The sequence below is a fragment of the Mesorhizobium sp. WSM4808 genome (genome assembly GCF_055811675.1).
The window spans coordinates 69,016-95,949 of the sequence record NZ_JBVVQX010000011.1; the positions used below are offsets into that span (position 1 = coordinate 69,016).

General features: G+C 64.1%; 25 protein-coding genes. All 25 read right to left on the bottom strand.

From position 1 onward, the window contains the following. Positions 1 to 73: 73 nt before the first annotated feature. The 25 genes from AC0L2U_RS20450 to AC0L2U_RS20570 all read right to left on the bottom strand — a co-directional run bounded on the left by AC0L2U_RS20450 (position 74) and on the right by AC0L2U_RS20570 (position 26,918). Entirely contained in the window at positions 74 to 1,015 is a 942-nt protein-coding gene (locus tag AC0L2U_RS20450; protein WP_013533072.1) for a D-ribose ABC transporter substrate-binding protein, read from the bottom strand. 38 nt (positions 1,016 to 1,053) lie between these two features. Then, positions 1,054 to 2,184, bottom strand: coding sequence for an ABC transporter permease (locus AC0L2U_RS20455; RefSeq protein ID WP_127811168.1), 1,131 nt, complete (start codon positions 2,182 to 2,184; stop codon positions 1,054 to 1,056). A gap of 26 nt (positions 2,185 to 2,210) precedes the next feature. Beyond that, complete coding sequence (locus tag AC0L2U_RS20460) at positions 2,211 to 3,752, bottom strand: sugar ABC transporter ATP-binding protein (protein ID WP_128287372.1); 1,542 nt, start codon at positions 3,750 to 3,752, stop codon at positions 2,211 to 2,213. After that, positions 3,749 to 4,405: a DUF2291 domain-containing protein gene (locus tag AC0L2U_RS20465; RefSeq protein ID WP_127269798.1), complete on the bottom strand. Its 657-nt coding sequence runs from the start codon at positions 4,403 to 4,405 to the stop codon at positions 3,749 to 3,751. Before AC0L2U_RS20465 ends, AC0L2U_RS20460 begins: the two co-directional genes overlap by 4 nt. A gap of 33 nt (positions 4,406 to 4,438) precedes the next feature. After that, complete coding sequence (locus AC0L2U_RS20470; protein WP_128287373.1) at positions 4,439 to 5,449, bottom strand: sugar-binding transcriptional regulator; 1,011 nt, start codon at positions 5,447 to 5,449, stop codon at positions 4,439 to 4,441. 423 nt (positions 5,450 to 5,872) lie between these two features. Continuing rightward, a complete protein-coding gene (locus AC0L2U_RS20475; protein WP_127269802.1) occupies positions 5,873 to 7,585 on the bottom strand; it encodes a glycerol-3-phosphate dehydrogenase/oxidase in 1,713 nt (570 codons plus the stop codon). Next, on the bottom strand, positions 7,582 to 8,358 hold the full coding sequence (locus AC0L2U_RS20480; protein WP_127269804.1) for a DeoR/GlpR family DNA-binding transcription regulator: 777 nt from the start codon (positions 8,356 to 8,358) through the stop codon (positions 7,582 to 7,584). The genes AC0L2U_RS20475 and AC0L2U_RS20480 overlap by 4 nt, the downstream gene beginning before the upstream one ends. Next, the gene (locus AC0L2U_RS20485) at positions 8,355 to 9,890 is read right to left on the bottom strand and encodes an FGGY-family carbohydrate kinase (protein ID WP_128287374.1); all 1,536 of its coding nucleotides are present in this window, start codon (positions 9,888 to 9,890) and stop codon (positions 8,355 to 8,357) included. The genes AC0L2U_RS20480 and AC0L2U_RS20485 overlap by 4 nt, the downstream gene beginning before the upstream one ends. Before the next feature lie 389 nt (positions 9,891 to 10,279). Next, a complete protein-coding gene (locus AC0L2U_RS20490; protein WP_127319879.1) occupies positions 10,280 to 10,828 on the bottom strand; it encodes a flavin reductase family protein in 549 nt (182 codons plus the stop codon). A 63-nt stretch (positions 10,829 to 10,891) separates the two neighbouring features. After that, positions 10,892 to 12,112: an acyl-CoA dehydrogenase family protein gene (locus AC0L2U_RS20495; RefSeq protein ID WP_128287375.1), complete on the bottom strand. Its 1,221-nt coding sequence runs from the start codon at positions 12,110 to 12,112 to the stop codon at positions 10,892 to 10,894. A gap of 25 nt (positions 12,113 to 12,137) precedes the next feature. Beyond that, on the bottom strand, positions 12,138 to 12,926 hold the full coding sequence (locus AC0L2U_RS20500; protein WP_128287376.1) for an alpha/beta fold hydrolase: 789 nt from the start codon (positions 12,924 to 12,926) through the stop codon (positions 12,138 to 12,140). Between the two features lie 27 nt (positions 12,927 to 12,953). Beyond that, complete coding sequence (locus AC0L2U_RS20505; RefSeq protein WP_473602562.1) at positions 12,954 to 13,970, bottom strand: zinc-dependent alcohol dehydrogenase; 1,017 nt, start codon at positions 13,968 to 13,970, stop codon at positions 12,954 to 12,956. A gap of 12 nt (positions 13,971 to 13,982) precedes the next feature. Further along, complete coding sequence (locus tag AC0L2U_RS20510; RefSeq protein ID WP_127266426.1) at positions 13,983 to 15,008, bottom strand: branched-chain amino acid ABC transporter permease; 1,026 nt, start codon at positions 15,006 to 15,008, stop codon at positions 13,983 to 13,985. After that, positions 15,005 to 15,868: a branched-chain amino acid ABC transporter permease gene (locus AC0L2U_RS20515; protein WP_127266427.1), complete on the bottom strand. Its 864-nt coding sequence runs from the start codon at positions 15,866 to 15,868 to the stop codon at positions 15,005 to 15,007. The genes AC0L2U_RS20510 and AC0L2U_RS20515 overlap by 4 nt, the downstream gene beginning before the upstream one ends. Next, entirely contained in the window at positions 15,855 to 16,583 is a 729-nt protein-coding gene (locus AC0L2U_RS20520; RefSeq protein ID WP_128287378.1) for an ABC transporter ATP-binding protein, read from the bottom strand. The genes AC0L2U_RS20515 and AC0L2U_RS20520 overlap by 14 nt, the downstream gene beginning before the upstream one ends. After that, a complete protein-coding gene (locus AC0L2U_RS20525; RefSeq protein ID WP_473602564.1) occupies positions 16,580 to 17,308 on the bottom strand; it encodes an ABC transporter ATP-binding protein in 729 nt (242 codons plus the stop codon). The genes AC0L2U_RS20520 and AC0L2U_RS20525 overlap by 4 nt, the downstream gene beginning before the upstream one ends. Before the next feature lie 25 nt (positions 17,309 to 17,333). Beyond that, positions 17,334 to 18,641: an ABC transporter substrate-binding protein gene (locus AC0L2U_RS20530; RefSeq protein WP_127396230.1), complete on the bottom strand. Its 1,308-nt coding sequence runs from the start codon at positions 18,639 to 18,641 to the stop codon at positions 17,334 to 17,336. Between the two features lie 63 nt (positions 18,642 to 18,704). Then, positions 18,705 to 19,523 (bottom strand): SDR family NAD(P)-dependent oxidoreductase, encoded by an 819-nt coding sequence (locus AC0L2U_RS20535; RefSeq protein ID WP_473602565.1) that lies wholly within the window; start codon positions 19,521 to 19,523, stop codon positions 18,705 to 18,707. Next, entirely contained in the window at positions 19,523 to 20,413 is an 891-nt protein-coding gene (locus AC0L2U_RS20540) for an intradiol ring-cleavage dioxygenase (RefSeq protein WP_473602567.1), read from the bottom strand. The genes AC0L2U_RS20535 and AC0L2U_RS20540 overlap by 1 nt, the downstream gene beginning before the upstream one ends. 10 nt (positions 20,414 to 20,423) lie before the next feature. Continuing rightward, complete coding sequence (locus AC0L2U_RS20545) at positions 20,424 to 22,178, bottom strand: FAD-dependent oxidoreductase (RefSeq protein WP_473602568.1); 1,755 nt, start codon at positions 22,176 to 22,178, stop codon at positions 20,424 to 20,426. Then, positions 22,178 to 23,227 (bottom strand): branched-chain amino acid ABC transporter permease, encoded by a 1,050-nt coding sequence (locus tag AC0L2U_RS20550; RefSeq protein WP_128363643.1) that lies wholly within the window; start codon positions 23,225 to 23,227, stop codon positions 22,178 to 22,180. The genes AC0L2U_RS20545 and AC0L2U_RS20550 overlap by 1 nt, the downstream gene beginning before the upstream one ends. Before the next feature lie 8 nt (positions 23,228 to 23,235). Next, positions 23,236 to 24,099, bottom strand: a complete 864-nt coding sequence (locus AC0L2U_RS20555; protein WP_352581658.1) for a branched-chain amino acid ABC transporter permease — start codon at positions 24,097 to 24,099, stop codon at positions 23,236 to 23,238. Between the two features lie 67 nt (positions 24,100 to 24,166). Continuing rightward, positions 24,167 to 24,868, bottom strand: a complete 702-nt coding sequence (locus AC0L2U_RS20560; protein ID WP_473602570.1) for an ABC transporter ATP-binding protein — start codon at positions 24,866 to 24,868, stop codon at positions 24,167 to 24,169. Next, entirely contained in the window at positions 24,868 to 25,584 is a 717-nt protein-coding gene (locus AC0L2U_RS20565) for an ABC transporter ATP-binding protein (RefSeq protein ID WP_127266437.1), read from the bottom strand. The genes AC0L2U_RS20560 and AC0L2U_RS20565 overlap by 1 nt, the downstream gene beginning before the upstream one ends. Before the next feature lie 59 nt (positions 25,585 to 25,643). Beyond that, on the bottom strand, positions 25,644 to 26,918 hold the full coding sequence (locus AC0L2U_RS20570) for an ABC transporter substrate-binding protein (RefSeq protein WP_473602571.1): 1,275 nt from the start codon (positions 26,916 to 26,918) through the stop codon (positions 25,644 to 25,646). Positions 26,919 to 26,934 lie beyond the last annotated feature (16 nt).

Genomic DNA, 26,934 nt, shown 5'->3' on the forward strand with positions numbered 1-26,934 from the left:
AAGGCAGTTCACGAGGGTAGTCATTTCGTAGAAGAGGCAGGGAGTGTCCGCAAGGACACCCCCTGTGCAGGTTTCATTCCGACAGGACGAAGGGAGCGGTGTACTTATCGACATTGTCCTTGGTGATGAGAAGGCAATCGAACAGCTGCTTCTCGGTCGCCGCGCCGGTGGCTCCGGTCTTGATGAACGAGTCCGCCTGCTGCACGGCCTTGGCCGAGAAGATGGCGACCGGCTGAAGCACGGTGTACTGCAGTTCGCCGGACTTGATCGCCGCAACCGCATCCGGGGAGCCGTCGAAGCCGCCGACCTTGATGCCAGCGAGCTTGCCGGCTTCCTTCAGCGCCGCAACCGCGCCAAGCGCCATCTCATCATTGCCGCTGATCACGGCGATGATGTCGGGATTGGCCTGCAGCATGCTCTGCATCTTGTCGTGGCCCTGGGTACGATCCCAGTTGGCGACCTGCGAAGCAGCCTTTTCGAGATCCGGGTACTGGCTCAGCACAGTCGCGTACCCGTTCGAGCGCGTGGCGGCGTTGTTGTCCGACGGAGCGCCGAGCAGTTCGACATATTTGCCCTTTTCGCCGACGGCCTGCACCCACTGCTGGGCACCGAGAGCAGCACCTTGCGCGTTGTTGGAAACGAGCTGACCCTTGGCGAGGCCTTCCTGATTGATCTCGGCATTGACGAGGAACACCGGGATGTTGGCTGCAATCGCCTTCTTCACCGCACCGACAGAGCCGTCAGCGTTGGCCGGATCGAGGATGATCGCCACCGACTTGTTGGTGATGGCGGTGTCGATCAAATTGCTTTCGGTATTGGTATCGCCCTTGTGGGCGCCGACATTGGCCGTGTAGCCAAGCTTCTCGGCCTCGGCCTTGGCGACGTTGCCCTCGGTCAGCCAGTAGGGGTTGGCCGGATCGTTGACGATGATCGAGATCAGGCCCGCGGCTGACGCGGCGGCCGTGAATCCGACGACCATCGCGGCGGCGAGCAGACTTTTCAGCATGGTTTTCATGTACATTCCTCCAATGATTACGCGGTGTTGCTGCCAGTTCACCTGGCAGTCTTCCCTTGGGCAGGATTGGCCGGTTCGGCCTTCCCCCGTTTCTGAGAAGTCGGGTGGCCACCTGTCGCGCTTGGGAGCTTGCTGCGGCGGCGATACTGAACGGCATTGAGGAGCACGGCGAGCACGATGACCGCGCCCGTGAACACTGTCTGCCAGTAGGATGAGATGCCGATGATCACCAGACCGTCGGACAGGAAGCCGATGACGAAGGCCCCGAGCAGGGTTCCGCGGATGTTGCCGCGGCCGCCGGTCAGTGCCGCGCCGCCGATGACGACGGCCGCGATGGCCGTCAGTTCGTAGGTGGTGCCGGCGGTCGGTCCAGCCGACGTCAACTGCGAGGACAGGATCAGGCCCGCGATGGCGGCACAGATGCCCGACAGCACATAGACGGAAATCTGGACCGTCTTGACCGGAACGCCGGAGAGTTCGGCCGCGCGTTCATTGCCGCCCGAGGCGTAGAGCCAGCGCCCGAAAGCGGTGCGGTTCAGGACGATGCTGCCGATGAGCGCGATAATCGCGAGAACCACGACGCCCGTCGGCACGCCGAACAGACGGTTGAAGCCAAGCGCATCGAAGCCGGTGTTTCCGAGCTCCGGCTTGCCGCCGAGATTGTTATAGGTCAGGCCGCTGGTCATCAGCAGCGCCAGGCCGCGTGCCATGTACATGACGCCGAGCGTGGCGACGAACGCCGGAACCTTGAAGCGCGCAATGAGCACGCCGTTGATCAGCCCGACGACCGCGCCCAGCATGCAGGCCAGCACCGCGACCACCCAGACCGGCGGATAGAGAACGACGCCCAGCCAGGTCAGCGTCACCCCTTGCATCAGGAATCCGGCAACGACGCCGGCCAAGCCTAGCGTCGACCCCACCGACAGATCGATGCCGCCATTGAGGATGACGAGCAGCATGCCGATCGCGAGGATTCCGAAGATGGCGACATGCGAAGCCATGGTCAGGAAGTTCGCCACCGAGAGGTAGTAGGGCGACAGGATCGAGAAGACGACGATGATGACGATCAGGGCAAAGAAGGCACGGCCCTCGAGCAGCAACTTGGCGAGATCGAAGCCTTCGCTCGCGCTTGGACTGGACTGTTTTCTGGCCTGGCTGACGTCGGTCATGGGTCTGGGCTCCGAAATTCTGGTGATCAGGCGACCACGGCTTCGCCGGAGGCGGCCATGATCTGCTCTTTGGTGGCGTTGGCGCCGAATTCAGCTGAAATCCTGCCACGCCGCATGACGACGATGCGGTGGGCAATGCTGAGGCATTCGTTGACCTCAGAGGTCGAGAAGATTACCGCAAGCCCTTGAGCGGCGCGTTCGCTCAACAAGCGGAAGACCTCGGCCTTGGCGCCAACATCGATGCCGCGGCTCGGCTCGTCGAGGAGGATGACCTTGGGGTTGGTCGTCAGCATCTTGCCGATGACGACCTTCTGCTGATTGCCACCCGACAGCGATCCGATCATGGCGTTGCCACCTGCGGTCTTGACAGTCACCTTGCGGATCGAGTCTTCGACCAGCTCTCGCTCCCTGGAACGGGACAGAAACAGCCCCTTGGCGAACGCCTCGATGCTGGCAAGCGAGAGATTGCGGCCGACGGTCATCGTTTGCACCAGCCCGTCGCGCTGGCGGTCCTCGGGGACCAGCACAAGCCCTCTGGAGATGCGCTGGGCAATGCTCAACCCCGAGACGTCCTCGCCTTCCAGAAGCGCGCGACCGCCCGCCATCGGCACTCGTCCGGCGACGGCCTCCAGCAATTCCGTGCGCCCGGCGCCCATTAGCCCATAGATGCAGACGATCTCGCCGGCCCTGACGTCCAGCGACAGGTGATCGACGACGGAATAGCCCGAGCCCGAAGTGTCAACGACGCTGACGTCCTCGATCGAAAGGGCGACCTCGCCGAACGCATGACCGGTCGGCGGCGAGCCGAGATCGAAATTCTCGCCGACCATGTTGCGCACGATCCACTCGAGGTCGATGTCCCTGGCCTCGGCCGTCGCCGTTATGGCGCCGTCGCGCAGGACAACGGCGTAGTCGGTGATCTGCAGCGCCTCTTCGAGGTGATGTGAAATGTAGACGATGGAGACGCCGCGGCTGGTCAGATCGCGGATCACCTTGAACAGCACCTCGACCTCGGTTGCACTGAGCGCGGAGGTCGGCTCGTCCATGATGAGGATGCGTGAATCGACCGACAGCGCCCGCGCGATCTCGACGATCTGCTGTTGACCCAGGCGCAGATCCTCGACGAGAGTCATCGGGTCGATGTCCTCTTCGAGATCGGCCATCAGCGCGCGCGCCTGGCGCGATTCTTCGGCGAAGTCGAGGCCGGTTCTGGTGCGCAGTTCGCGGCCCATGAAGATGTTGTCGCGAACGCTGAGGTTCGGCGCCAGGCTGAGTTCCTGGTGGATGATCGAGATGCCGCGATCGCGCGCGTCCGAGGATGAGGAAAAGCTGACGAGATTGCCGTCGAGCACGATGTCGCCGGATGTCGGCGTGACGACGCCGGACAGGATCTTCATCAGCGTCGACTTGCCGGCGCCGTTCTCGCCGAACAGCGTCGTGACCTTGCCGCGATGGATGTCGAAATTGACGCCCTTGAGCGCATGAACGCCGCCATACGACATGACGATGTTGCGCGCCGAAAGCACGGCGTCGCCGGTCGCGGGTCCGGTGTCTGCAGCCGCGCTCATTTGACCTCCAGCCTCACCGGAGTGACCAGCCAGCTCTTCGGGTTGACCAGCTTGAATGCGCCGACCACCGATACGGTCTTGCCGGTCAAGGTGCTGGTGTCGACCTTGGCCAGGACTTCCTTCTTCATCTCGTTGTTCAGCGCCGAACCGGCGTCCTGGTATTCGATCTGGTTGGTGAACTGGCCGAATGTGATCTTGCCGGTGGCGTCGCGAAGCTCGGTGCCGTTGATCGCCGGTCCCGTTTGCACCCGGATCATCAGCGTGTCCGGCACGCCTTCGACGGCGACCTTGTAGATGCCGGATTTTCCTTCGCCGACGACACCGGTGAACTTGACCGAGATGACCGGTCCGACGCCCGCCGGCACGCCATATTCCTTTTCCGCCGTCGCCCTGTCCTTGGCGATAGCAGCAGCCACCGTCACCGCGTCGGCGGCGCGTGCCTCGACATCGGCCTGCACCTTGGGAAACTCCGACTTGCCGTAGTCAGCGGCGGAAAACACGGCGCTGCGGACATCGCCGGCAGAGCCGATCCTGACCACCTTGGTGTCGAGCGCCATGGCGCCGAGCAGGACGACAACCGCGGCGCCGGCAAGTGCCCGACGCAGGGCGGGCGAAGCCGGCCTGGTCGATGCGGTGGCGGCTTTCGCGCTCATGACGCAACCGCCAGCAAGGCTGATCCGCGCTTGTCACGCATTTGACGATCCTCCGTTCACATGGCGCTTCGCGCCATTGGGTTTGTTCTGTTCGACAAGGGCACGAGCGGTGGACTCGTCGGTGATCAGGCCGCTCAGATAGCGGCTTTCGAGCACCGCTTTGATGGCACGCACTTTGATCTTGCCGCCGGCGACGGCGACGATCCGGCGGCCCTTCAACTGGTCCCGCGGAAGCGCGAGAATTCTGTCCGACAGCGCCGTTTCCACCGGGCGCCCCTTGTCGTCGAAGAAGTGGGCGAGCAGCTCGCCGACGCCGCCATCGCGTTTCACCTCATCGATTTCGGAATGTTCGATCATGCCGGTAGCGACCAACGAAGCTTCCCGCTCGGCGGTCCCTATGCCGACGAACATCAGGTCGGACCGGCTTGCGAGGTCGAAGACATCGCTAATGCCGCGCTGACCAAGCAGCACTTCACGGTCCTCGGCGGTGTTGGCGACGAAAGGCACCGGCATCACATAAGCCTGCGCGCCGGTCCGCTCGGCTAGCCGATGCATGACATCGTGCGGGTTGGCCGCGAATTTGCGCGTCACGCCGCCAAGCAGCGAGACGAAACGGATATGGGCAGCGGCGGTGCGCGTCAGATACTCGACGCTTGCGGCAAGGGTACGGCCATGGCCGACGCCGATCAGCATGTCCTCGCCGCGATCGATCTCCCGCTTCAGAAACTGAGCGCCGGCGATGCCAAGCGCCTTCAGCGGCAGCTCGTCCTGATCGAGATCGGGAACGACCTCGCAGTAATCGAGCCCGTAAGCATTGATCAGCTGCTGCTCGAGGTCGATGCATTCGCCGACATCGCCGTCGATGATCACCCTGACAAGGCCATCCTGGGTGGCCCGGGTGATGAGCCGATGCGCCTTGAGGCTGGTCAGGCCGAGCCGCTTGGCCACCTGGGCCTGCGTCAGACCCCCGGCATAGTGAAGCCAGGCCGCGCGGGTGGCGAGGCTGGACTCATGATCGCGGTTAGCGGCTCCGCCGGATTTCAAGACATCTCCTCCCTGAGATGATATTATTATCTTTGTGTGCAAAAATTTTCACATCTCTGCATCGCTGTCAATCCCTCGCCGGATTTGGCGCATGCACATATGGGGAATTCACAGGTCTCGCCCTTCCCGAAACGCCGGTCTGCCGGCATTTCGGCGGGCAACATCGACCCATTAGCAGGTGAGCATGTTACTCGATCATACGGCTATGTTAATTTAACGTCAATCTGTGTTATTTCGTGCCTGAGCCAGTAGAATTTCACAGCCATCGGCTATCTAATTATTTTCTAACTAGCTGTTTCTCCATAATAATATCTGACATCGGCAAAATCCCAATCCACCTGTGAGTTGAGCGATTGGGGATGCGACGCATCCTTAGGCAAACCGACCGGATTGCCTTGGGAAAGAGCATCGGCGACGGAATGATCAGCCCAGCCGCATCAGGTTCCGGTCCTCGAGTTCCAGGGCGGCGGCCTCGACTTCCTCTGCGAGGCGCCCGGCGCTCCAGCCCAGCGCCCGTCCGGCAATCGTCGCAATCTCCTGCAGATCCCGGCCCGTCAGTGACCCTGATATCGCCAGGGTGCTGCGGCGCATGACGATATCGGCCAGATGTTCGACGAACTCGGTGCGGACGATGTAGTCAATTTCCGATCGGCTGTAGCTTTCTGAATCCGGCAGTCGGCCCTCATCATCCGGCTCATGTGTGGCGATCTGCGTGGCTCTGGTGCCATATCGCGACAGCAGCGCCTCGAGACGCCGTTCTCCAGCGCCCGTCTCCGAGTGAGCCAGAGCCAGCCAACTTGCTCGCGCTGCAGCATCAGCCGGGAAATCCCTGCCGCCGCCGATCGGCATGGTCTGCGTCGTCACCTTGCGGCTGCGCTGCAGGCGGCCGAGCACGGTGTCGGCGACTTCCTCGGCGAAGCCGCGAAAGGTCGTCCACTTGCCGCCGATCAGCGAGATGACTGCGAATGGTCTGTTCCGATCCGGCTCGGCGACGGGCGCCGAGTGGTCACGGCTGATCAAGCCGGGCACCGATGCATCCGAGGCCGGCAGCGGCCGGATGCCGCTATAGGCATAGACGATCTGGTCGCGCTCGAACGCCATCCCCGGCAGCAGCGTCCGTACGCTGTCGAGCAGGTACTCGACTTCGTCAGGTTCGCAGCGCACCGCGTCGGGGTTGTCGGCCTTGATGTCGGTGGAGCCGACCAGCGCCAGGCCGAGATAGTCGTAGACAAGGCAGATGCGGCCGTCATCGGCCTCGAAATAGAGCATGCGTCCGGCCAGGCTTTTGACCAGCTCGTCGTGCTTCAACAGGATGTGCGAGCCCTTGGTGCCGCCGATCATCTTCGACGGCGCGCCTAGCGAATCGTTGACATCGTCGATCCATGGACCGGCGGCATTGACCACCAGCTTCGGCCGCACCGAAAAGGCCGCGCCGTTTTCCGGCTGGAACGTCAGCACGCCATCGGCGGACTTCGCCAGCGCCGTGTAGTTCGCGCTGGCCGAGGCCTCGTTTGCCTGCAGCCCATCGAGGATCAGTTCGAGCACGAGCCTCTCGGGGTGGCTTATCTTGGCGTCGTAATAGGTGCCGGTGGCGACGATCGAGGGGGCGAGCGCCGGCATCTCACTGAGCGCCTGGCGCCGCCCGACCATGCGGTGACGCGGCATGACCTGGTTTCGCGAGCCATAGAAATCATAGATCATCAGGCCGATCTTGATCAGGACGGCGCCACGGCTGCGCGGCGCGCTGGTCGAGCCGAACAGCGTCCGCAGCGCAGCCAGCATGCCCTTGCTCCAGGAGAAGATCGGGATGACCGTTGGCAGCGGGCTGACATAGTGCGGCGCGTTTTTCAAAAGCAAATTGCGTTCGAGCGTCGACTGCGCCACCAGCCTGAACTCGCCGGTTTCGAGATATTTCAGACCGCCATGAATGAGCCGCGATGGCGCAGCACTCGTGCCGGAGCCGAAATCCGCCTTGTCGACGATCAGGCAGCTGACGCCTTGCGCGCACAGATCGCGAAACAGCCCTGCCCCGTTGATGCCGGCGCCAAGAATGACGACGTCGACCTCCCCGGCTCCGGCCATAGCGGCCAGACGCCCGGCTGGATTTTCCGTACGTATTGCTTCGCTCGAGCTCATGGCGCTTTCGTCTTGACGATGCGCAGCTTCACGCCGGCCCGTTCGAGGGCTTGCGCCCGCGCATCGCCCAGGCCTTCGGTCGCCAGCACGACATCGAAGCTGGTCAGATCATCGAAGACATGCAGCGCGATCCTGTCGAACTTGGCATGGTCGATCAGAAGGATACGCTTGACCGATGCGGCCATCATCGCCTGCTTGACCCGCACGACATTGGGATCCTGGATGAAGGCGGTGGTTCCGGTGATGGCCGAAGCCGAACAGATCAGCACATTGGCGCGCAGCTGCGCCACCGCGTTCTCGCAGACGATGCCGATATAGGCGTTGTAGGTGTTGTGGTACTGGCCGCCGAGACAGATGAAGTCGAGTTCGTCGACATGGGTCAGCAGTGCAGCCGTCGCCACTGAGTTGGTGATGACGGTCAGCGGCTTGACGTCGAGCAGGAGCGTAGCGACCGCATTTGCCGTTGACGAATCGTCCAGCATCACCACCTGGCCAGCTTCGATATAATCGAGTGCTGTCCGCGCCAGCGCATCCTTTTCGGCCCGGTTGACCGTCACCCGGTAGCGGAAGGCGCTTTCGTAGAGACCGGAAGGCTGAACCGTGACCGCACCGTGCAGCTTGCGCAACACGCCCTGCTGCGCCAGCCGGTCGATGTGCCGGTGGATGGTCATGCGCGATACGCCGAAATGCTCGACCAGATCGTCGATGCGTACCTGGCCGAGCTTGATCACATAGTCGGCGATCTCTTCGCGTCGTTCGTCGGCCTTGATCATGCGGTCCCCTCGGTGTCTGGCCGCGCCAGCTTCTCGATGTCGGGCCAATGCGGCACGAGCGCACCGGCTATGCGGCCATAGAGGGAAAAGCGCTCGTTGAACACAGCACTCGAGGCCAGCACTGGCTCGTATTGGCGCGCCGTCATGCCGACCTGCCGGGCGCCTTCTTGCGGCGTCGCGAAGATGCCAACCGCCGCACCAGCGCAAAGCGCAGCGCCAAACGCCGCAGCCTCGTCGGTCGAGGTGACGGTGACCGGGGCGTTCAGCACATCGGCAAACATCTGGACGAAGGCCGGATTGCGCGAGCCGCCGCCCGTCAGGCGGATTTCGCTGATGGCAAAGCCGTCGCGCAAGGCTTCGACATGGGTACGATGATTGAAAGCAATGCCCTCCAGAACCGCCTTGAGCATATCGCCGCGATTGTGCCAGCCATGAAGGCCGACAAAGCTGCCGCTGGCGACATCGCCAAAGGGGGAGCCGAACAGATAAGGATGAAACAGGATGGTCGACCGCTTTTTAAGCGCCTCGTCGATCTCTGCCGCCAAAACCTCGTGGATCGAGCCACCACCGACCGATGCCCTCTCCTGTTCCGAGCGGCAGAACGTGTCGAGAAACCAATCGTAGTTCGCGGTCGAGGCCGGCGAGATCGCCATGTTGTTCCAGCGGCCGGCGTCGATGGCGTTGCGACAGAGCCAACGCGGATCGACGCGCGGTTGCGAAGAGACCACTTCGTTGATGGAATAGGTCCCGGCGACAATGGCAAGCACGCCCTCCTCATGGCCGCCCATGCCAAGTGCGGAGGCAGTTACGTCATGCAGGCCGCTCGCGACCGGTGTCCCTTTGGCAAGGCCGGTCATGTCGGCGGCCTCGGCGGTAACGTGGCCGGCGATCTCGGCCGAATGCGCCATCGGCGGCAGCGCGTCGAAAAGATCGTCCAGTTCGAAGATGCGCATCGCTTCCAGCGCGTAATCCTGCGTGCGGAAATCCGTGAATGAGGTGCTGGCCTCGGTACGGTCGGTGCCGATCGTGCCGGTCAGGCAAAAGCGCAGCCAGTCCTTGCAGGCCAGTATATGCCCGATGCGCCCATAGCGGTCGGGTTCGTTCTTCCTGATCCAGGCCAGCAGCGCCGACGGCGCCGACACGTGCGGCGCCTGGCCCGTGCGCGCCAAGGCGTCTTCGAAGACCCTATCCGCCGACCATCGTTCGACAATCTCGCCGGCGCGGCTGTCGAGCGACAGGATTCCGGGGCCTAGCGGCCGACGATCCTTGTCGAGCAGATAAAGACCGTCGCCATGCGCGGTCGCCGCCACCGCCCTGATGTCGCCTGCCGGGCGGCCGGACAGCGCGATCGCCTCCTTGATCGCGTCGGCGGTCGCTTGCCAGAGGCCGGCCATGTCGCGCTCCACCCAGCGGGCATGGGGCATCGACTGCGGGACGCGCCGACGCGCCACCGACAACTGCGTGCCATCGGCATCGAAGATCACCGCCTTGGTGACCGTGAGACCGTTATCGATTCCGAGCAGACTGGGCATGGGCGCCGCCGCTTTCAGCAACTGGTGAAGGGCGCTGCAAGGCAATCCTGCAGGTTGGGATAGGGATGACAGGCATGACGACGATCAACGAGCAGCAGTGATACAAAAGCGACGCATCCGACACGGTAAATAGACCATAATAGAATGTTAAGTTAACGTCAATACGTGAGATATTTGCGGAAATGTCTGACGTCATCTGCGACGAAATTGCCTTCCCCTCGTACCGCATCCGATGCGGACGAAATTCCGGCTAGTGCCAACTGGCCGGATAGCCCTCAACCCCGCGCTGGCAGCCAGAGAGCACGGCACGATTGACGCCGAACGCGCTTCGACTGGCTTTCCGAGTTCCGTGCGCAACGACCTGATAACCAGCGCCGCTTCGGCGCCGTTCAAAGAAAACGCGACGACTCAAGAAGCTCAGCCACCCCGTCCAGTTCCTTGTGCAGGCGATGCCAGCGACGGTCGAGATAAACCAGCGAATGCGCCTCCGGAGGGACCTCGTCCGGCAGCACCTCGCCGTCAAGGAGTTCGGCCGCGACAAGCGTCGCGCCCTCAATCGGCAGAACGCCGAGCCGACGGGCGCGGAACCAGGTCGAAACGCCGGTATAGCGCGGTTCGCCGGTGGGCAGCCGCGCCCAGGCGCCTCCCGGCGGGAAACGTTCCGCGCCGCTGGACGCGCAGAGCTGCGCCAGGTCGATATCAGTGAAGCGCAGCAGGTGGATCACCATGGTCTCGGCCCGCAGCAAGGGCTCGGACGAAGTCGATTTCATCGAGAGCGAGAAGGCGACGACCGGCGGCGCGGCACTTACCGAGATCAGCGAGGATACGGTCATCGCCACCGGCCTGTCGCCGGGATCGGCCGTGATCACGGCAACACCGGCCGGATGGTGGCGAAAGGCTTCGCGGAAGGCGTTGGTCATCGGATGCGGGAAGCTCATCGACATCTCTCTTCTGCAGCGTGAAATAGGGGCCGGACGGCGTCCGCCGTCCGGCCCTTGCGACTACTTCTTCTCGATCAGGTCGTAGAACTGCCAGGTGCGATCGCTCCACAGGCCGCCGATGTCGCGACCAGCCGAGGTGACGATCGACGGCGCGATCGTGAAATGATTGGCAGCCACCATCATCTCGCGGAAGGTGCGCTGGATCACGCCGGCGCGCAGCGACGCGCCGCCGCCGGCGCGGTAGGCGAAATTGCAGATATCCACGCCAACCTCGTGAATCTCGGATTTGGCCAGATGGACAAGGCTGATCTGTCGCGTCGATACGCTGTTGCCGGCCTCGACCGTCGCCTCGATGTCGCGCCAGACTTCGAAGACAAAGGCGCGGGCAGCGCGATATCGAGCTTCGGCGCGGCCATAGTCGTGCCAGAACTTCTCGCTCTCGCCGATCAGCCCAGCGCGGCCTGACTTCGTGCGGGCGAACTTGGCGATCTCGTCCAGCATCCGCCGCCCAGTGCCGAGAGCCCAACCGGTATGCCCGATTGCGGCGAGGCCGACGACACCGAGACTGAAGAACTCCTTCTGACGCAGCGGCGGTGCGGTCAGGATCGGGAAAACGAGATCGTCGGCGATGAAGACGTCCTCGGCCGCATAGTCGATGCTGCCGGTGCCGCCGAGGCCCAGAACGTCCCAATTGCCGAGCTGCTTGTGCTGAGAGATCGGGGCATGGGCGCACATGATGATCAAGTTGCCCTTCTCGTCCTTGGCGGGCTTGCCGGTGCCGTCGTCGACGAAGGCGGCACTGTGGCTGTAGGTGGCGTGGCTGAAGCCGCTGCCATAGCTCCACTTGCCATTCAGCCGGTAGCCGCCATCGACTTTCTTCAGCATACCGAGCGGCGCGCCCTGCCCCGAGAACCGGTTTTCGGTGCCCGGCGCGAACAACCGCTCGACCGCGCTGTCCGGCAGAAAGGCTGCCGACATCGCACCGATGCAGCAATGCACCATGGAAACCCAACCAGCCGCCCCAGAGTGCCAGGTGATCGCCGCCAGCAGTTCGAGACCCTGGGTGGGTCGCAGCTGCGCACCGCCGAGGCTCTCCGCGGCGAAGATATGCGACATGCGCAGCGGCTTCAGCAGCTCGAACGTGGCCGCAGTCAGTTCGCCATTCTCCTCATCGGCGGTGGTGTTGGCTTCCAGGGCCGGCCCGATCTCCGTGATCTTGCTGAGCAAGTCGCGATAGTCGGTGGTCGTCCCCCACGAGCCGTGCTTGATGGGTTTGTTCATTGTCTTCTCCTCCTTTTCAATGCGGTCAGCCGGCGAGGAAATCGCCGATCTTCCTGAGTGTTTCGGGTTTCTCCTGCATGACGAAATGGCCGGCATCCTCGACCAGGATCAGGCGTGCGTCGGGCAGGGCTTCGACGAAGAGCGGCGCCTGGCCAGCCGGCAGCAGACGGTCCCTGGTGCCCCAGACGACCAGCGTCGGATTGGCGATACGCGCCAGAAAGCGCCGCAGGTTCGGATGGCCCATGCCGAACGGCGCCAGCAGCCGGCCGAGCGTGTCGCCTTCGCGGACGCGGTCGGCGCCGAAGGCCTCGGCAAAGGCGGGGTCTGAGCCGTCCGGGAAATAGCGCAGCGCCACCGAGACGTCATGCGCCAGATAGGCCGGCAGCTCCTGCGGCGCGACCGCGCCCAGATCGGTGGCCGGATGCGCGGGGTCGTTGAGCCCGGCGGGAGCGATCAGCACCACCTTGTCGAAACGCTCGCGCGCAAGGCCGGCGAGCTCGGTCGCCATCCAGCCGCCCATGGAAAAGCCGATGAGATGAGGCTTCTCCGGCAGGTTCAGAACATCGAGCAGGTTCAGGTAGTGCAGAACCAGGTCGGACATCGCAGCGACATGCGGCGCCGGGCCAGAAAAGCCGAAGCCCGGATGGCTCGGGCAGAGCACGCGGAAGCGGTCGGCGAGGCCCTCCGCGAAGCCGAAGCCTTCAAGCGTCGAGGCGCCGTGCAGGAACAGCACGGGCTTGCCTCTACCGATGGCCTTCACCACCGTTTCCGTGCCGCCGATATCGTATTCGAGCGTTTCGAATTGAACGGCCATTTTCACTCTCCTCAAACAGGTGCGGCCTCAAACAAGGTCCGGCTGAATCAGCACTTTGCATTGCGTGGTGCGGCGGCGAAGGCTCTCGAATATCTGCGGAACTGGCGAGAGATCGATCCGGTCGGTGACCAGAGCTTGCGGTGCGAAAGGTCCGCCGCGCAGCGCATCGAGGGCGACGCCGAATTCGTTGCGCTGATGGAAGAAGACCGAGAACAGCAGGTTCACTTCCTTGGTCAGCGCAATGAACGGATCCCATTCGTCGCCGCCGATACACAAGCCGACGCCAACCACCGTGCCCTGCAGCCGCACCGCTTCGACCGCCGCGCCGATGAGGCCGCGCTTGCCGACGCATTCGAAGACAATGTCTGGCGCTCCGCCACAGAGATCGGCGAGGTTTTCGGTCAGCTTTTCGCCCGAAAGCGCGAAGCCGGTCGCGCCGAGAGCAAGCGCACGCTCGCGCTGATGGCCGTGGATGTCGGCCACCACGACACGCGACGCCCCCATCCGCCGCGCCCAGAAGGCGACGAGCAGTCCGATCGGCCCAGCGCCCAGGATGCCGACCCGATCCCCCGGCTTCATGCCCGAGCGGACGATGCAATGCAGAGCGACCGACAGTGGCTCGGCCAACGCACCATCCTCGAGCGCCACATCGCCGGGCAGGATATGACACTGGCGTGCGGCCACGGTCGCGTATTGCGCATAGCCGCCGCCGATCAGCTCCATCTCGCGACAGCGCGCCGGATCGCCGCGCTCGCAGGCTTCGCAGTGTCCGCAACCGCGCATAGGCGCGACGGCGACACGGTCACCGATCCGAAGGCCTGTTGCCTCCGATCCGACCGCGACGATGTCCCCAGAGAATTCATGGCCGAGCACGAAGCCTGCCTCGATGCCGAAAGGCACGGGGTCCTCGGTGATATGCAGATCGCTGCCGCAGATGCCGCAGGCGGCGACACGCAAGACGACCTCGCCCGGTGCCGGCGTCGGGTCCGGCACCGTGCCGATCCGCAGCGGGACGCCGACCCTATCGAAGATGGCGGCTTTCATGAATCCTCCTCGTCAGCGGTTCGGGTCGACGAGCTTGCGTCGGATCGGGAACCATGGTGCATCCCACCGTTTCGAGATCAGGCCCCAGATGCCCGTCCGGGCGTAGAGCGCGACCAGAAGCGTCATCAGGCCGAGGACAACGAAATAAGTCGCGCCGTATTCGCCGAACCAGCGGTCCGCGATGAAGAAAATCAGGGATCCGATCAGAACGCCCTCGATGGAGCCGATTCCGCCGACCATGACGATGAAGATCGCGACGTTGGCCCACATCGGATCGAAGGCCGAACCCGGGGTGATGCGGAGCTGCGCCATGAAATAGATCGCCCCGGCAAGACCGCAGCCGACCGCCGACGCGACGTAGATCAGGAAGCGCAGCTTGACGACATTCACGCCCTGGCTTGCGGCCGCGACCGGATTGTCGCGCATGGCGATCAGCGCAAGGCCGAAGCGCGAGCGAAGCAGCCAGTAGCTGCCGCCCAGCGTGACGAGCAGCATCCCCGCGCAGAGCAGCGACATGGCGACATTCCGCTCGAAGGCCGAATAGTCCTTCATCACGCGAAGCGACATGCCCGCGCCGGAATTGACGAGCGGCAGGTTCGAGGCGGTCAGCCGGAAGACCTCGGCCACCACCCATGTGCCGATCGAAAAATAGGGGCCATCCAGGCGATGCAGCAGCAGGTAGATCGGCACGGCCAGCGCGGCCGGCACCAGCAGCGAAAGGAAGACCGCCACAAACGGATTGATGCCGTAAGTCTGGGCCAACACGAAGAGCGCATAGCCGGCCGCTCCCATGAAGGCATGCTGACCCACCGAGACGAGGCCGGCATAGCCGGCGAGCAGGTTCCACATCTGAGCGACGGCGATGTAGCAGCACAGCACCAGAATCGACCGGATCGTGCCGGTCGAGGCCCACCATGGCATGGCGGCGACACCGATCAGCGCCAGCACAGCCAGCGTCATCGCGATGCGACCGGACCGGGTCTGGCGCTGGACCAGGACCTCAGGCACCTCGGTTGCCACATAGGGGATCGCACTCATGACAATGCCTTTCCGAACAGGCCCTGCGGGCGGGTCGCCAGCACGATCAGGAAGACGATATGTCCGGCGAGCACGCCGAAGCCCGGATCAATGCGGAAGCCGATGGCCTGCGAGATGCCGAGGACCATCGAGCCAGCGAAGGCGCCCCATACCGTCCCCATGCCGCCGATGATCACCGCTTCGAAGGCGTAGATCAGCTGGGCAGGTCCGTCGGCCGGCGCGACGGTCGACCGCAACGCCTGGAAGACGGCTGCAAAGCCGAGGATGCCGACCGCTGCCGCTGTCGCCATAGCATAGACGGCGCGCGGATTGATGCCGGTCATCGCCGCTGCCTCGACATCGGCCGACGCGGCGCGGAGCGCCCGGCCAAAGCGCGTGCGCTTCAGCGTCAGGTCGAGGCCTCCTGTCAACCCCGTGGCGACGGCCAGCACGATCAGCGGCAGGAGGCCGACATAGATACCGCCGATCTCGATGGATTGACTCTCTATTCCATGGCCGGGCAACGATCGGCTGTTCGCGGACCATATCTGCAGCATCAGGTTCTGCAGCGCGATCGAAAGTCCGAAGGTGGCGATCAGCGAGGGCAGCGGATCGCTGCCCACCACGCGGTTCAGCACGGCCTTCTGCAGCACCCAGCCCATCAGCACCGCGAGCGGCACCAGTAAGATCAGCACAGGCAGCGGTCCCAGACCCCAGGCCGTGGCTATCGAAATGCCTATCAGCGACAAAAGGATCACCAGATCGCCATGGCTGATGTTGACGATCCGCATGACGCCGAACATCAGCGCCATGCCGAGCGCATACTGGGCATACATGCCGCCCAGCAGGACTCCCTGCACCAAGGCGTCAAACCACTCCATGGCCTGCTCCAAAATAGGCTTTGCCGATCTGCTCACGCGTGATCTCGGCGGACCTGCCGGTCAGGGTCACGCGCCCCTCCAGCATGCAGTAGAGGCGGTCCGTGGCGGTTCGGGCGAGGCCTACATCCTGTTCGACCACGATCATCGCCGTTCCGGTGGCGCGGATTTCGGGCAAGGCGGCATAGATCTCGCGGATCACCTTCGGCGCAAGACCAAGGCTGATCTCGTCGCAGAGCAGCACGCGAGGTTGGCAGAGCAGTGCGCGGCCGATCGCCACCATCTGTTGCTGCCCGCCCGAGAGGCTCTGGACCTGCGTGCGGGCCTTCTCCTTTAGGATCGGGAACAGCAGGTGCAACCGCGGCAGCGTCCATCCGCCCTTGGCGCCCATGCGCGCGGCCTGGTCGATGGCGACGCGCAGATTGTCCTCGACCGACATGCCGGTGAAGAGCCGACGGCCCTCCGGCACGATGGCGACACCCTTCTGCACCATGCGGTCCGTGGTGGTGCCGCCAACGGCCTCGCCGTGCAGCAGCACCATCTCGCGCCGGACCGGGAGCAGGCCCATGATCGAACGCAGGAGTGTGGATTTTCCTGCCCCGTTAGCGCCGATCAAGGCCACGGCCTCACCCTGGTGCAGCTCGATGTCGACGCCGTAGAGCGCCTGGAAATCGCCATAGCGGGCCAACAGGCCGTGGGTGGAAAGAACGGCCGTCATGCCTCGATCCCCATGTAGACGCGCTGGACCTCGGGCAGCGCAATCACTTCGGCTGGCACGCCTTCAGCGATCTTCTCGCCGAAGTTCAGCACCAACAGCCGGTCGGCCACCGCCAGCAGCGCGTGCAGCACATGCTCGATCCACACAATGGTGATGCCGCGGTCGCGTATGCGGCGCACCAGCGCCACCAGCGCCTTCGATTCATCGTCGGTCAGGCCGCCCGCGATCTCGTCCAGAAGCAGCAGCTTCGGATCCGACGCCAGCGCGCGCGCCAGCTCCAGCCGCTTGCGATCGAGCAGAGTGAGCGCGCCGGCCGAGACATTGGCCTTGTCGGAGAGCTCGCAATCGCGCAGGACCTGGGCGCAGAAGGCATAGCTTTTCTTCTCCGACCGGCCGTCGCCGAAAGCGGCGGCGACCAGCAGGTTTTCGAAGGTGGTCATGCCGGAATAGGGACGCGGGATCTGATAGGTCCGCCCGATGCCCATCTGGCAGCGCCGGAAGGGCGGCTCGCCGCGAAGCGCGGTGTCGCCGAGCTGGATCTCGCCGCCGGACGTCTTCAAATCGCCGCTGATCATGTTGAACAGCGTCGTTTTGCCCGCCCCGTTCGGGCCGAGGATGCCAAGCACCTCGCCCCGATGCACGTCGAAAGTCACGTCATGCAGGACGCGGACAGCGCCGAAGGACTTCGACACGCCGTGCGCTTTCAGCAGGATTTCCCTACTCATAACTCTGCCCGCGTTCCCGCTCATGTCACCAGGCGATCGGCTGGATAGCCTGCTGCGGCGCGAAGAGCTGATTGACAGTGTTGTCGACGATCTTCAGGTCATAAGGCCATTTCTCGCCCTTCACCCACTGGCCGCCGAAGATCGGCGTCTTGCAGATGTTCTTGTGGGGCGAGCCGTCGAACTTGATATGACCGACCAGCGTCTGCAGATCGGTAGCGACCAGAGCGTCACGATTGGCCGCACGGTCGAGCGGATTGGAAGAGCGCTTCAGTATGTCGAGGGCGACCTCGAGCAAGGCATGCGAATAGCCCAGCGGCTGCGTCCACTGGCGCTTCGTATCGGCTTCCCATTCGCTGGCGATGTCGCTGCTGACCTGGCCGGTCAGCGACGACTTGAACGGGAAGGCCGGGGTCCACCAGACCTCCGAGGACATGCCGTTGCCTAGAGGACCCATGGCCTCGACGCCACCCGGGAACAAGAGCGCCGCCGCCACCGTGACCGCCTTCGGCTTGAAGCCCTGCTGGTTGCACTGGGTGACGAAGGTCTTCAGATCGTCGGGATAGGTAATGCCGCCGATGATCTCGCAGCCCTGCTTCTTGAACTCGGCTATCTGTGCGGAAAAATCATTGGTGCGGGGCTGGAAATAGCCGGGCACCACGACCTCGTAGCCGGCCTTGCGGGTCGGCGCTGGCAAGCCATATTCGTCGTTGCCCCAGGTCTCGCCGTCGATGTTCTGGGGGAACAGCATCCCGACCTTCTTGTTGGTCTCCAGATGGTTCCAGAGCCCGACGAAGGTGTTCAACGCCTCGTCGAGGCCCCAGAAGAAATGATAGGTCCAGTCGAAAGTCTGCTTGCCGCCGCCGCGCGGCATGATCACCGCTTGCCAGGGAGCGCCCGAGGAAATGCAGGGCGTTTCATAAAGCTCGGCCTGCTCGGCCGCGGGCAGGATCGTGTCGGTGGTCGAGGCCGGCACGAGCAGATGCACCTCGTCGTTCAGGATCAGATTGCCGGCGATTTCCGATGCCTTGTTCGGATTGGACTGGCTGTCGCGGTCAAGAATCTCGATTTCGTAAGTATTGCCGTCGGCGCATTGCAGCTGGCCGCCGAGCAGGGCGCGGATCTTCTGCAAGGTGTAGCCATCCGTTTCACCAAACAGGGCGAGCGGTCCGGTCGTCGGGCTGAGATAGCCGAGCTTGATCTTTCCCGCCGTCGCGGCGCGCACATAGGCCGGCATGCCAAGCGTGCTGGCGGCAAGGCCGGCTCCAATCCCCTTCAGGACGCTTCGGCGGCTGGGCCGCAAGCCCGATTTCACCAGTCTGTTGTAGTAGCTCATCGTCGGTTCCTCCCTGGGTTAAGTTTCTCCGGCCCACGGGACCGGTCTCAGTTCAAAGCGGCTTCAGGTCATCCTCAGCAGTGAGCCGCCATCGATTACGATCAGCGAGCCCGTGACGTAAGACGCGGCCGGCGACGCCAGATAAAGCGCCAGGCCCTTGATCTCTTCCGGGTCGCCGATCCGACCGAGCAGCGACTGGGCCTCGAAGGCCTTGCGGTCCGCCGGATTGCGCAGCCGGCCGCCGGCGATGTTGGTGATGAACGGTCCGGGCAGGATGGCATTGATGCGGATGTTGTAGTCGCCAAGCTCCATCGCCATGTGGCGAACGAGATGGTTCACCGCGGCCTTGGCGGGCATGTAGGGCGTGCCCACGATGCTCTCGTTGATCAGCGATGCAATGGACGACGTGACGATGATCTGGCCGCCGCCATTCGGCTTCATATGCCGGACGGCATGCTTGATCGTGGTGTAGACCGAGGTCAGGTTGATCTCGATCACCTTGTCCCAGTGCTCGTCGGGCAGGTTCTCGATGGCGCCCTCGGGGTTCCTTTCGCCCGTCGGGGTGTTGAAGCCCGGCCCGGCATCGATCCCGGCATTGGCGAACACGACATCGATCGAGCCTGCCTTCCCGGCGACCTTGTCGAAGGCTGCGGCCATGGCCGCGCGGTCGCCGACATTGACAACCTGGCCCCAGACATCGCCACCCACCGCCCTGATCGCGGCCACGGTCGCGTCAAGCCCGGCAGGGTTCAGGTCGAAGATACAGACCTTCGCTCCGTGCTCGGCCATGATCTCGGCATAGGCCTGCCCGATGCCGCTGGCGCCCCCGGTGACGATCACCGACTTGCCTCTGACATCGAACATCTTCTCAAGTGCGGCCATCAGTTTCCTCCCTTGTGCGACAGCACGAAATCGAACTCCACGTCGTAGAACGGGGCCGCAACCTCGACCCTGGCGGCAGCTTCGGCGTCCTCGACCTTGCGGAATTCGGCGAGCAGGCTCTTCTTCACGCCGAAGACGGCATCTGAATCGATGTACGGGTCGTCCGGGTCGAAGATGTGCGTGGTCAGCGCTTCGAAGCCCGCGGCCTCGACGATGTAGTGGAGATGCGCCGGACGATTTGGGTGACGCCCCAGCGCGCCCAGCAGCTTGCCGACCGGGCCGTCGTCCGGGATCGGGTAGTATTTGGGCTTCACGCCGCGGAACCAGTAGCGCCCGTCCGCGCCGGTGCGGAAGACGCCGCGCAGGTTGAAGTCGGGTTGGATGCCCTTCTGCTGCACGTCGTAGAAGCCCTCGTCATTGGCCTGCCAGACGTCGATCTTGGCGCCTGCGATCGGCTTGCCCTCGGTATCGAGGATGCGGCCATGCACGAACATGGGCTCGCCCTTCTGGTCGAGGCAGATGTTCGAGCCCATCGGCAGTTCGGGCGCATCGGCGACGTGGAAGGGTCCCAGCACCGTCGATTCCGAGGCGCCCGACGGCTTGCGGTTGTTGATCGCATCGACCAGCATCGAGACACCGAGAACATCCGACAGCAGGATGTATTCCTGCCGCCACTCGTTGCAGATCTGGCCTGTCCGCGTCAGGAACATGATCGCGCCGAACCATTCCTCCTGTGTCGGCTCGATCTCCTTCACCGCCTCGTGCAGCTTGCGGGTGATGACCTCCATCACCTCTTTGAGTCGCTCGTCCTTGGCGTTCCTGTTCCGCGCCACCACGACCTCGGCCGAGTTCGCTTCGGTGAAATAGCCGGATTCGTGTTCGTCGATCATGCGATCCTCCTCAGCGCGCCAGAACGGATTTGAAGACCCGGCGCAGTTCGGCCGCCGGATCGGCCGCCAGCGTTTCGGAACGCCAGGCAACATGATGGTCGGGACGAACGATCAGGCAGCCGTTGTCGCGGATCTCCCGCGCGCCGGCCCAGTCGCCGGTATGATCCTCGATCGCGCGACGCGGGCCGATCACATGGCTGCGGATCGGCAGACCGAGTTCCGCGCCCACCGTCTCCGCCGCTGCGACCCACGCCTCGCCGCCAATGCCGGTCAACAGCGTGAACTCGCCATGCCCGCAAAGATCGAGCGTCGAGACTTTCCTGCCGGAGCGCTCGAAGACCCAGACATGCGGCAAGCGCGCACCGGGCCACGTTGTCGGCGCATAATGCAGCTCGCGATCCTTCTCGAAAGGCGGCTCGCGCTGGCCGTCGGTCACCACCGCGCCGGAGGCATAGCGCTGGTTCATCTCGACGCCATGGGCGTCGAACTCGTATTTCTTGAAGGCGATGGCCTTGCGGAGCGCCTCGCGCTGCGCTTCGGCGACGGGCGTCGCATCGGCGCGAGCCTCCATGTTCCTGTGGATCTTGTCGTGATCCACGCCGCCGTCCATGCCGAGCGCCTCGAAGATCGGTCCGAATTCGGCGATGGACTGGTTCGCCCGTGTCACGATCTGGCGCGCGATCGGTGCGCGCTCGGCCGAGAAGCTGTCCAGAAGCCCGACCCCCGCCTGCCCCTTGACGACCTTGGCAAGCTTCCAGGCGAGGTTGAACCCGTCCTGGATCGATGTGTTCGAGCCGAGCCCGTTCGAGGGCGGATGCCGGTGCGCGGCATCGCCCATAATGAACACCCGCCCCTTCTGCATGTGCGTGGCGAAGCAGTTGTTCACGGTCCAAGTGTTGGCGCCCAGGAGCTCGATCTCGAGCGCGGGATCTCCGACCAGTTGACGCGCGACGCTGGTGGCCAGTTCCGGCGTCACTTCAGGCGGCGGCTGGTTGATGTCGTAGCCCCAGACGATCAGCCATTCGTCCCACGGCCGCACCATGCGCACGAGACCCATGCCGATGCCGCCGACGTCGGCGCCGGGCTGCATGACCCAGTAGAGGACGCTCGGCCGGTGGGCGACATACTTCGAGAGATCGGCCCTGAACAGGATGTTCATCGAGCCGCCGACGCCCATCTTGCCCTCGAGCGGCAGGCCCAGATGCTCGGCCACCAGCGAGTTGCCGCCGTCGGCGCCGACGAGGAACTTCGACCGCACGGTGAAATCCTTGCCCGACAGCCGATCGTGGCAGGTCGTCGTCACGCCGTCCGCATCCTGGACATGGCAGACATATTCCGTGCTCATGCGGGCCTGCGTGCCGCGGGCGCAAGCCGACTTGAACAGGATCGGCTCCATGAAGGTCTGCGGCAGATCGTTCATGAAGCAGGGAGACGACAGGAGATGTTCGGCCTTGGAGAGCGGATGGACGCCCCAGCTCTTCATGCGGCCGATCTCCTCGCCGGCCAGGCTTTCGCAGAACACGTTCTCGCCCATCAGCTCCTGCGGGGAGGCGTGCATTATGGCCTCGGCCTCTACCTCCGGCCCAAGGTCGCGCAGCACTTCCATGGTGCGCTGGTTGGTGATGTGGGCACGCGGCGTGTTCGACAACCAGCGATAGCGATTGACGATCATGTTGGCGACGCCATAGCTGGACAGCAGCGCGGCGGTGGCCGAGCCGGCCGGGCCAGTGCCGACGATCAGCACGTCGGTTTCGATATCCGCCATCAAATTCCTCCCTCGATCTTCGGACCGGTCAGCCTGCGGCGAACCGGAAACAGGTGCAGGCCCTTGCGGGACGCGATCAGGCCCCACAGCCCCTTTGGTGCAAAAAGCATTACGACGACGGCGATGAGGCCGAGCGTCATCAAGTACCAGCTGCCGTAGTCGGCCAGCGCCGAGCGCAGCGCAAAGAAGACCAGCACACCGAGGATCGGCCCCTCGATGGTGCCGATGCCGCCGATGACGACTATGAAGATGACGTTGGCGGTCCAGTCGGTGACGGCAAAGGCCGCTCCCGGCGAGATGCGGGCCGTCTGCAGAAAGATCAGCGCGCCGGTCAGCCCGGTGGCGGCCGCGGCGATCAGAAAGACCGCCCATCTGAGCCGACCAGTATCGACGCCGACCGATTGCGCCGCGTCGACATTGTCGCGCACCGCCGCCAGCGCCAGCCCGAGGCGATTGCGCAGCAGCCAATAGATGCCGCCGGTCACAGCCACGACCAGCGCCAAAGCCAGCCAGTAGGCCAGGACATCGCGTGCCGCGGCCTCGCGGACGCCGAACAGCGCCCTGATCGCATCGGTGCCCAGAATACTGCTCGTCGCCTCGCGCGGCAGCGAAGTGCCGGTGCCGCCGCCGAGCGCCTTCCACTGCGCGACCAGCAGGCGCGTCACTTCAGCGATCACCCAGGTGCCGACGGCGAAATAGGCGCCCTGCAAACGGAATGCGAAGAAGGCCGTCGGAACCGCCAGCACCAGCGCCGCAAGCCCCCCCAGTGGGATCGCCAGGACCGGATTCCAGCCAAGCAGGATCACGCCGGCGAACATCGCGTAGGCGCCGATGCCGACGAAGGCCTGCTGACCCACCGAGACCAGGCCGCCATAGCCCGCTAGAAGGTTCCATATCTGCGCCAGCGTCAGCATGGTGAGGATGAAGAACAGATCCTGTATAACGCCCCGCGAGGCCACGGCAGGCAGCGCGAGCGCGGCGACGATGACGATCGGCACCGTGATCGCGGTTACGGTTCCGGCGCGGGTGCGGGTTGTCAGTCGATACATGCCGCCCCTCAATCCACTGCGCGCGGAAAAAGCCCGCGCGGTTTGAGCAGCATCACGGCCAGGAAGGCGATGTGGCCGGCCAGGATCTGCCATTCCGGATTGAGCGCGGCACCAAACGTCTGCGCCACGCCGATGATGATCCCGCCCGCGAGCGTTCCCCATAGGCTGCCGAGGCCGCCGATGATCACCGCCTCGAAGGCATAGATCAGCCGCGCCGGCCCGATCGAAGGATCGAAGTTTGCCCGCATGCCGAGATAGAGGGCCGCCAGCGTCACCACGACCATGGCGATCCCGGTGGCGATCGCGAAAATCCGCTTCGGCTCTATCCCCATCAGCCCCGCCGTCACGGCGTCGTCCGAGGTGGCGCGGAAGGCACGGCCGAGCGCGGTGTGGTAAAAGAGCCCGTTCAGGGCAATGATCATCACGATCGCCGAGGCAAAGGTCATCAGCGGCATGATCCCCACCGTGACCAGCCCGAGATCGAGCGATGCCCCTTCCAACGCGCCCACCGGAATGCGGCGGCTGTCGGCGGAGAAGGCCTCGAGCAGGCCGTTCTGCAGGGCGACCGACAGGCCGAAGGTGACCAAAAGCGGCGGCAGGATGTCCTTGCCCAGCACGCGGTTCAGCACGACGGTCTGCAGCAGCCAGCCGAGCGCGAACATCGCCGGCATGGCGACCAGGGCAGCGATCCAGGGCGACAGGCCGAGCAGCGTGACGCCCATCAAAACCAGATAGGCGGCAAGAATGATGAGGTCGCCATGGGCGAGATTCACCAGCCGCATGATGCCGAAGACGAGGCTCAATCCCGCTGCAAACAGGGCATAGAGCCCGCCCAGCAGAATCCCCTGCACGAGGGTGTCCAGCCAGATCATCGCCGCGCCACCTCGATCAGGCCACAAGAGCGCTGCGCGAGCAGATGACGGAGCCTCGGTTTCCGGATCATGCCGCCACTCCGAAATAGGCAGAATGGATGTCTTCGCGCTTGACCTCGGCCGCCCTGGCGGCCAGCGTGACGCGGCCCTCCATCATGCAGTAGACACGGTCGGCGACCGCCAGCGCCTTGCCGATATCCTGCTCCACCAGCACGATCGCGGCGCCGCCTTCGCGGATCCTGGGAAGGGCTGCATAGATGTCGCGGATGACGACGGGCGCGAGGCCGAGGCTGATCTCGTCGCAGAGCAGCAATTCGGGGTTCGACATCAGCGCCCGGCCGATCGCCACCATCTGCTGCTGGCCGCCCGAGAGCGCTGTGCCGGGGCTCTTGCGCCGCTCGCGCAGGATCGGAAAAAGATCATAGACCGCGTCGAGGTTCCACGGCCCCGGCACCTTGCGCGCTTGCCCGCCGACCAGCAGGTTTTCCTCGACGGTGAGCGAAGGGAACAGTCGGCGCCCCTCCGGCACCATGGCGATGCCGCACTTCATGATCTGGGCCGAAGACAGCGCGCCGATCGACTCGCCCCTGTGCAGCACCATGCCGGGCTCGTTGCCGATCACGCCCGTGATCGAGCGCATCAGCGTGGATTTTCCGGCGCCATTGGCGCCGATAATCGCCACGCATTCGCCCGCGGCCACGCTGATATCCACACCGAACAGCGCCCGGAACTGGCCGTAATTCGCGGTGAGGCCACGCGTTTCCAGCATCAGACCTCGAGCCCCAGATAGATTTCGCGAACCGCCTTCGAGGCCATGATCTCATCAGGCGCACCGATCCCGATCACACGCCCGAAATCCAGCACGAGAAGCCGCTCTACCACCGAATTCAGGGCGTGCAGCACATGCTCGATCCAGATGATTGTCGTGCCCCTGGCGTGGATCGCCTTGATCGTCGCGACCAGGGCCTTGCATTCGCCCTCCGTCAGACCGCCGGCGATCTCGTCCAGAAGCAGAAGCTCAGGGCCTGTCGCCAGGGCGCGGGCGAGTTCGAGGCGCTTGCGGTCGAGAAGGCTCAGCGAGCCGGCCACGAAATTGGCCTTCCTGAGAAGCTCCGTCTCCTCGAGGATACCAGCGCAATCGTCGACCATCTCGGCCTCGCGTCCGCCGCGGCCGAAAGCGGCAGCGGTCAAGAGATTTTCGAACACGGTCAGCCCCTCGAAAGGCTGCGGAATCTGGAAGCTGCGGCCAACGCCCATGCGCACCCGCTCCATCGCCGGAGCACGGGTCACGTCGCGGCCGAGCAATTCGATGCGCCCCTCATTGGCAAACAGATTGCCGGTGATCAGGTTGAAGAGCGTCGATTTTCCCGCGCCGTTCGGGCCGATAATGCCCAGCGCTTCGCCGCGCGGCACGCTGACGGTCACGGAATCCGCAACCTTCAGGGCGCCGAAGGACTTCGAAACGTTTTCCAGCCTGAGTATCATCACTATCATCCTTGGGTCGCGCCGAACGAGGGCGGCGGTATCAGCCGCCCTCGGCAGCGTCAGGCCAGGGCTTCCATCTTGCCGGCGGTGGGTATCTCGGAGGCGCCGGCGTTTTCGACGATCACCAGATCGAAGCCGCCACCGGCCTTCTTGCGCCACTGCCCGCCAACGAGCGGTGTCTTGCAGACGTTCTTCGCGGCGAAAGGTGGCAATCCCGCACCGCTCCAGGCCACTTTGCCCACCACCGTCGTCATGTCGGTGGCCGCTATCGCCGCCGCGATCGCCTCGGCATTGGTTGGATCCGACACGCGGCCCATGACATTGGCCGCCACCTCGAACAGCGAATGGACAAAACCGATCGGCTGGGTCCAGGGACGGCCGGTCTTGGCGGTGAAATCCGCAGCGAGTTCGGCCGAACTCTCGCCCGTCAGCGACGATTTGAACGGATGCGAGGCCGACCACCAGACCTCGGACGAGAGGTTGTGGCCAGCATCGCCGAGCGTCTCGACCGATTGCGGAAAAAGGATCGCCTTGGCGACCGTCACCGCCTTGGGGTTGAAGCCCTGCTGGCGGGCCTGGTTCCAGAAGGTGGTGAAGTCGGGGGGAATGACCACCCCGGTAACGATCTCGGCATTGGCGGCTTTGAAGGCGTTGACCTGCGCGGTGAAATCGTCCGAAAGGTTCTGATAGCGGCCAGGATCGGCAAGGCTGAAGCCGGCGGCATCGAGGCCGGGCTTCAATCCATTCTTGGGGTCGCCCCAGGCATTGCCGTCGGCATCGTTGGGGAACAGCCCGCCCACCTTGCCGTTGGTGGAAAGCTGTTTCCACATGCCGGTGTAGACGGCGATGATGTCTTCGAGACCCCAGAAATAATGATAGGCGAAGTTGAAAGGCTTCCATGAGGACGGATCGGCCGGATTGCCCTGCTGGCCGATGAACCAGGGCTGCCACGGCGCCATCGTCGAGATGACCGGCACGCCCTCCGCCTCGCAGGTGGTGGCCACAGGGTTGGTGTTCTCGGGCGTCGAGCCGACGAGCATCAGGTTGATCTCGTCATCGACGATCAGGCTCTTCGCCACCTCGGCCGCGCGATTGGGATTCGACTGGCTGTCCTTGACGATGACCTCGAAGTTCTTGCCTGCCTCGGAAGCGAGGAAGGCCTTGATATTGTAGGCATCGCTTTCCGCGAAGCCGGCAAGCGGCCCGGTCTGCGGCGAAACATAGCCCAGGCGGATCTTGGCGCCTTGCGCGATGGCCGGCGTCGCCAGGCGCGAACCGGCGAGCGTCAGGCCTGTCGCCGCCGAGGCTTTCAGTAGGCTACGTCTTGTGATCATGTGCAGTTCCTCCCTC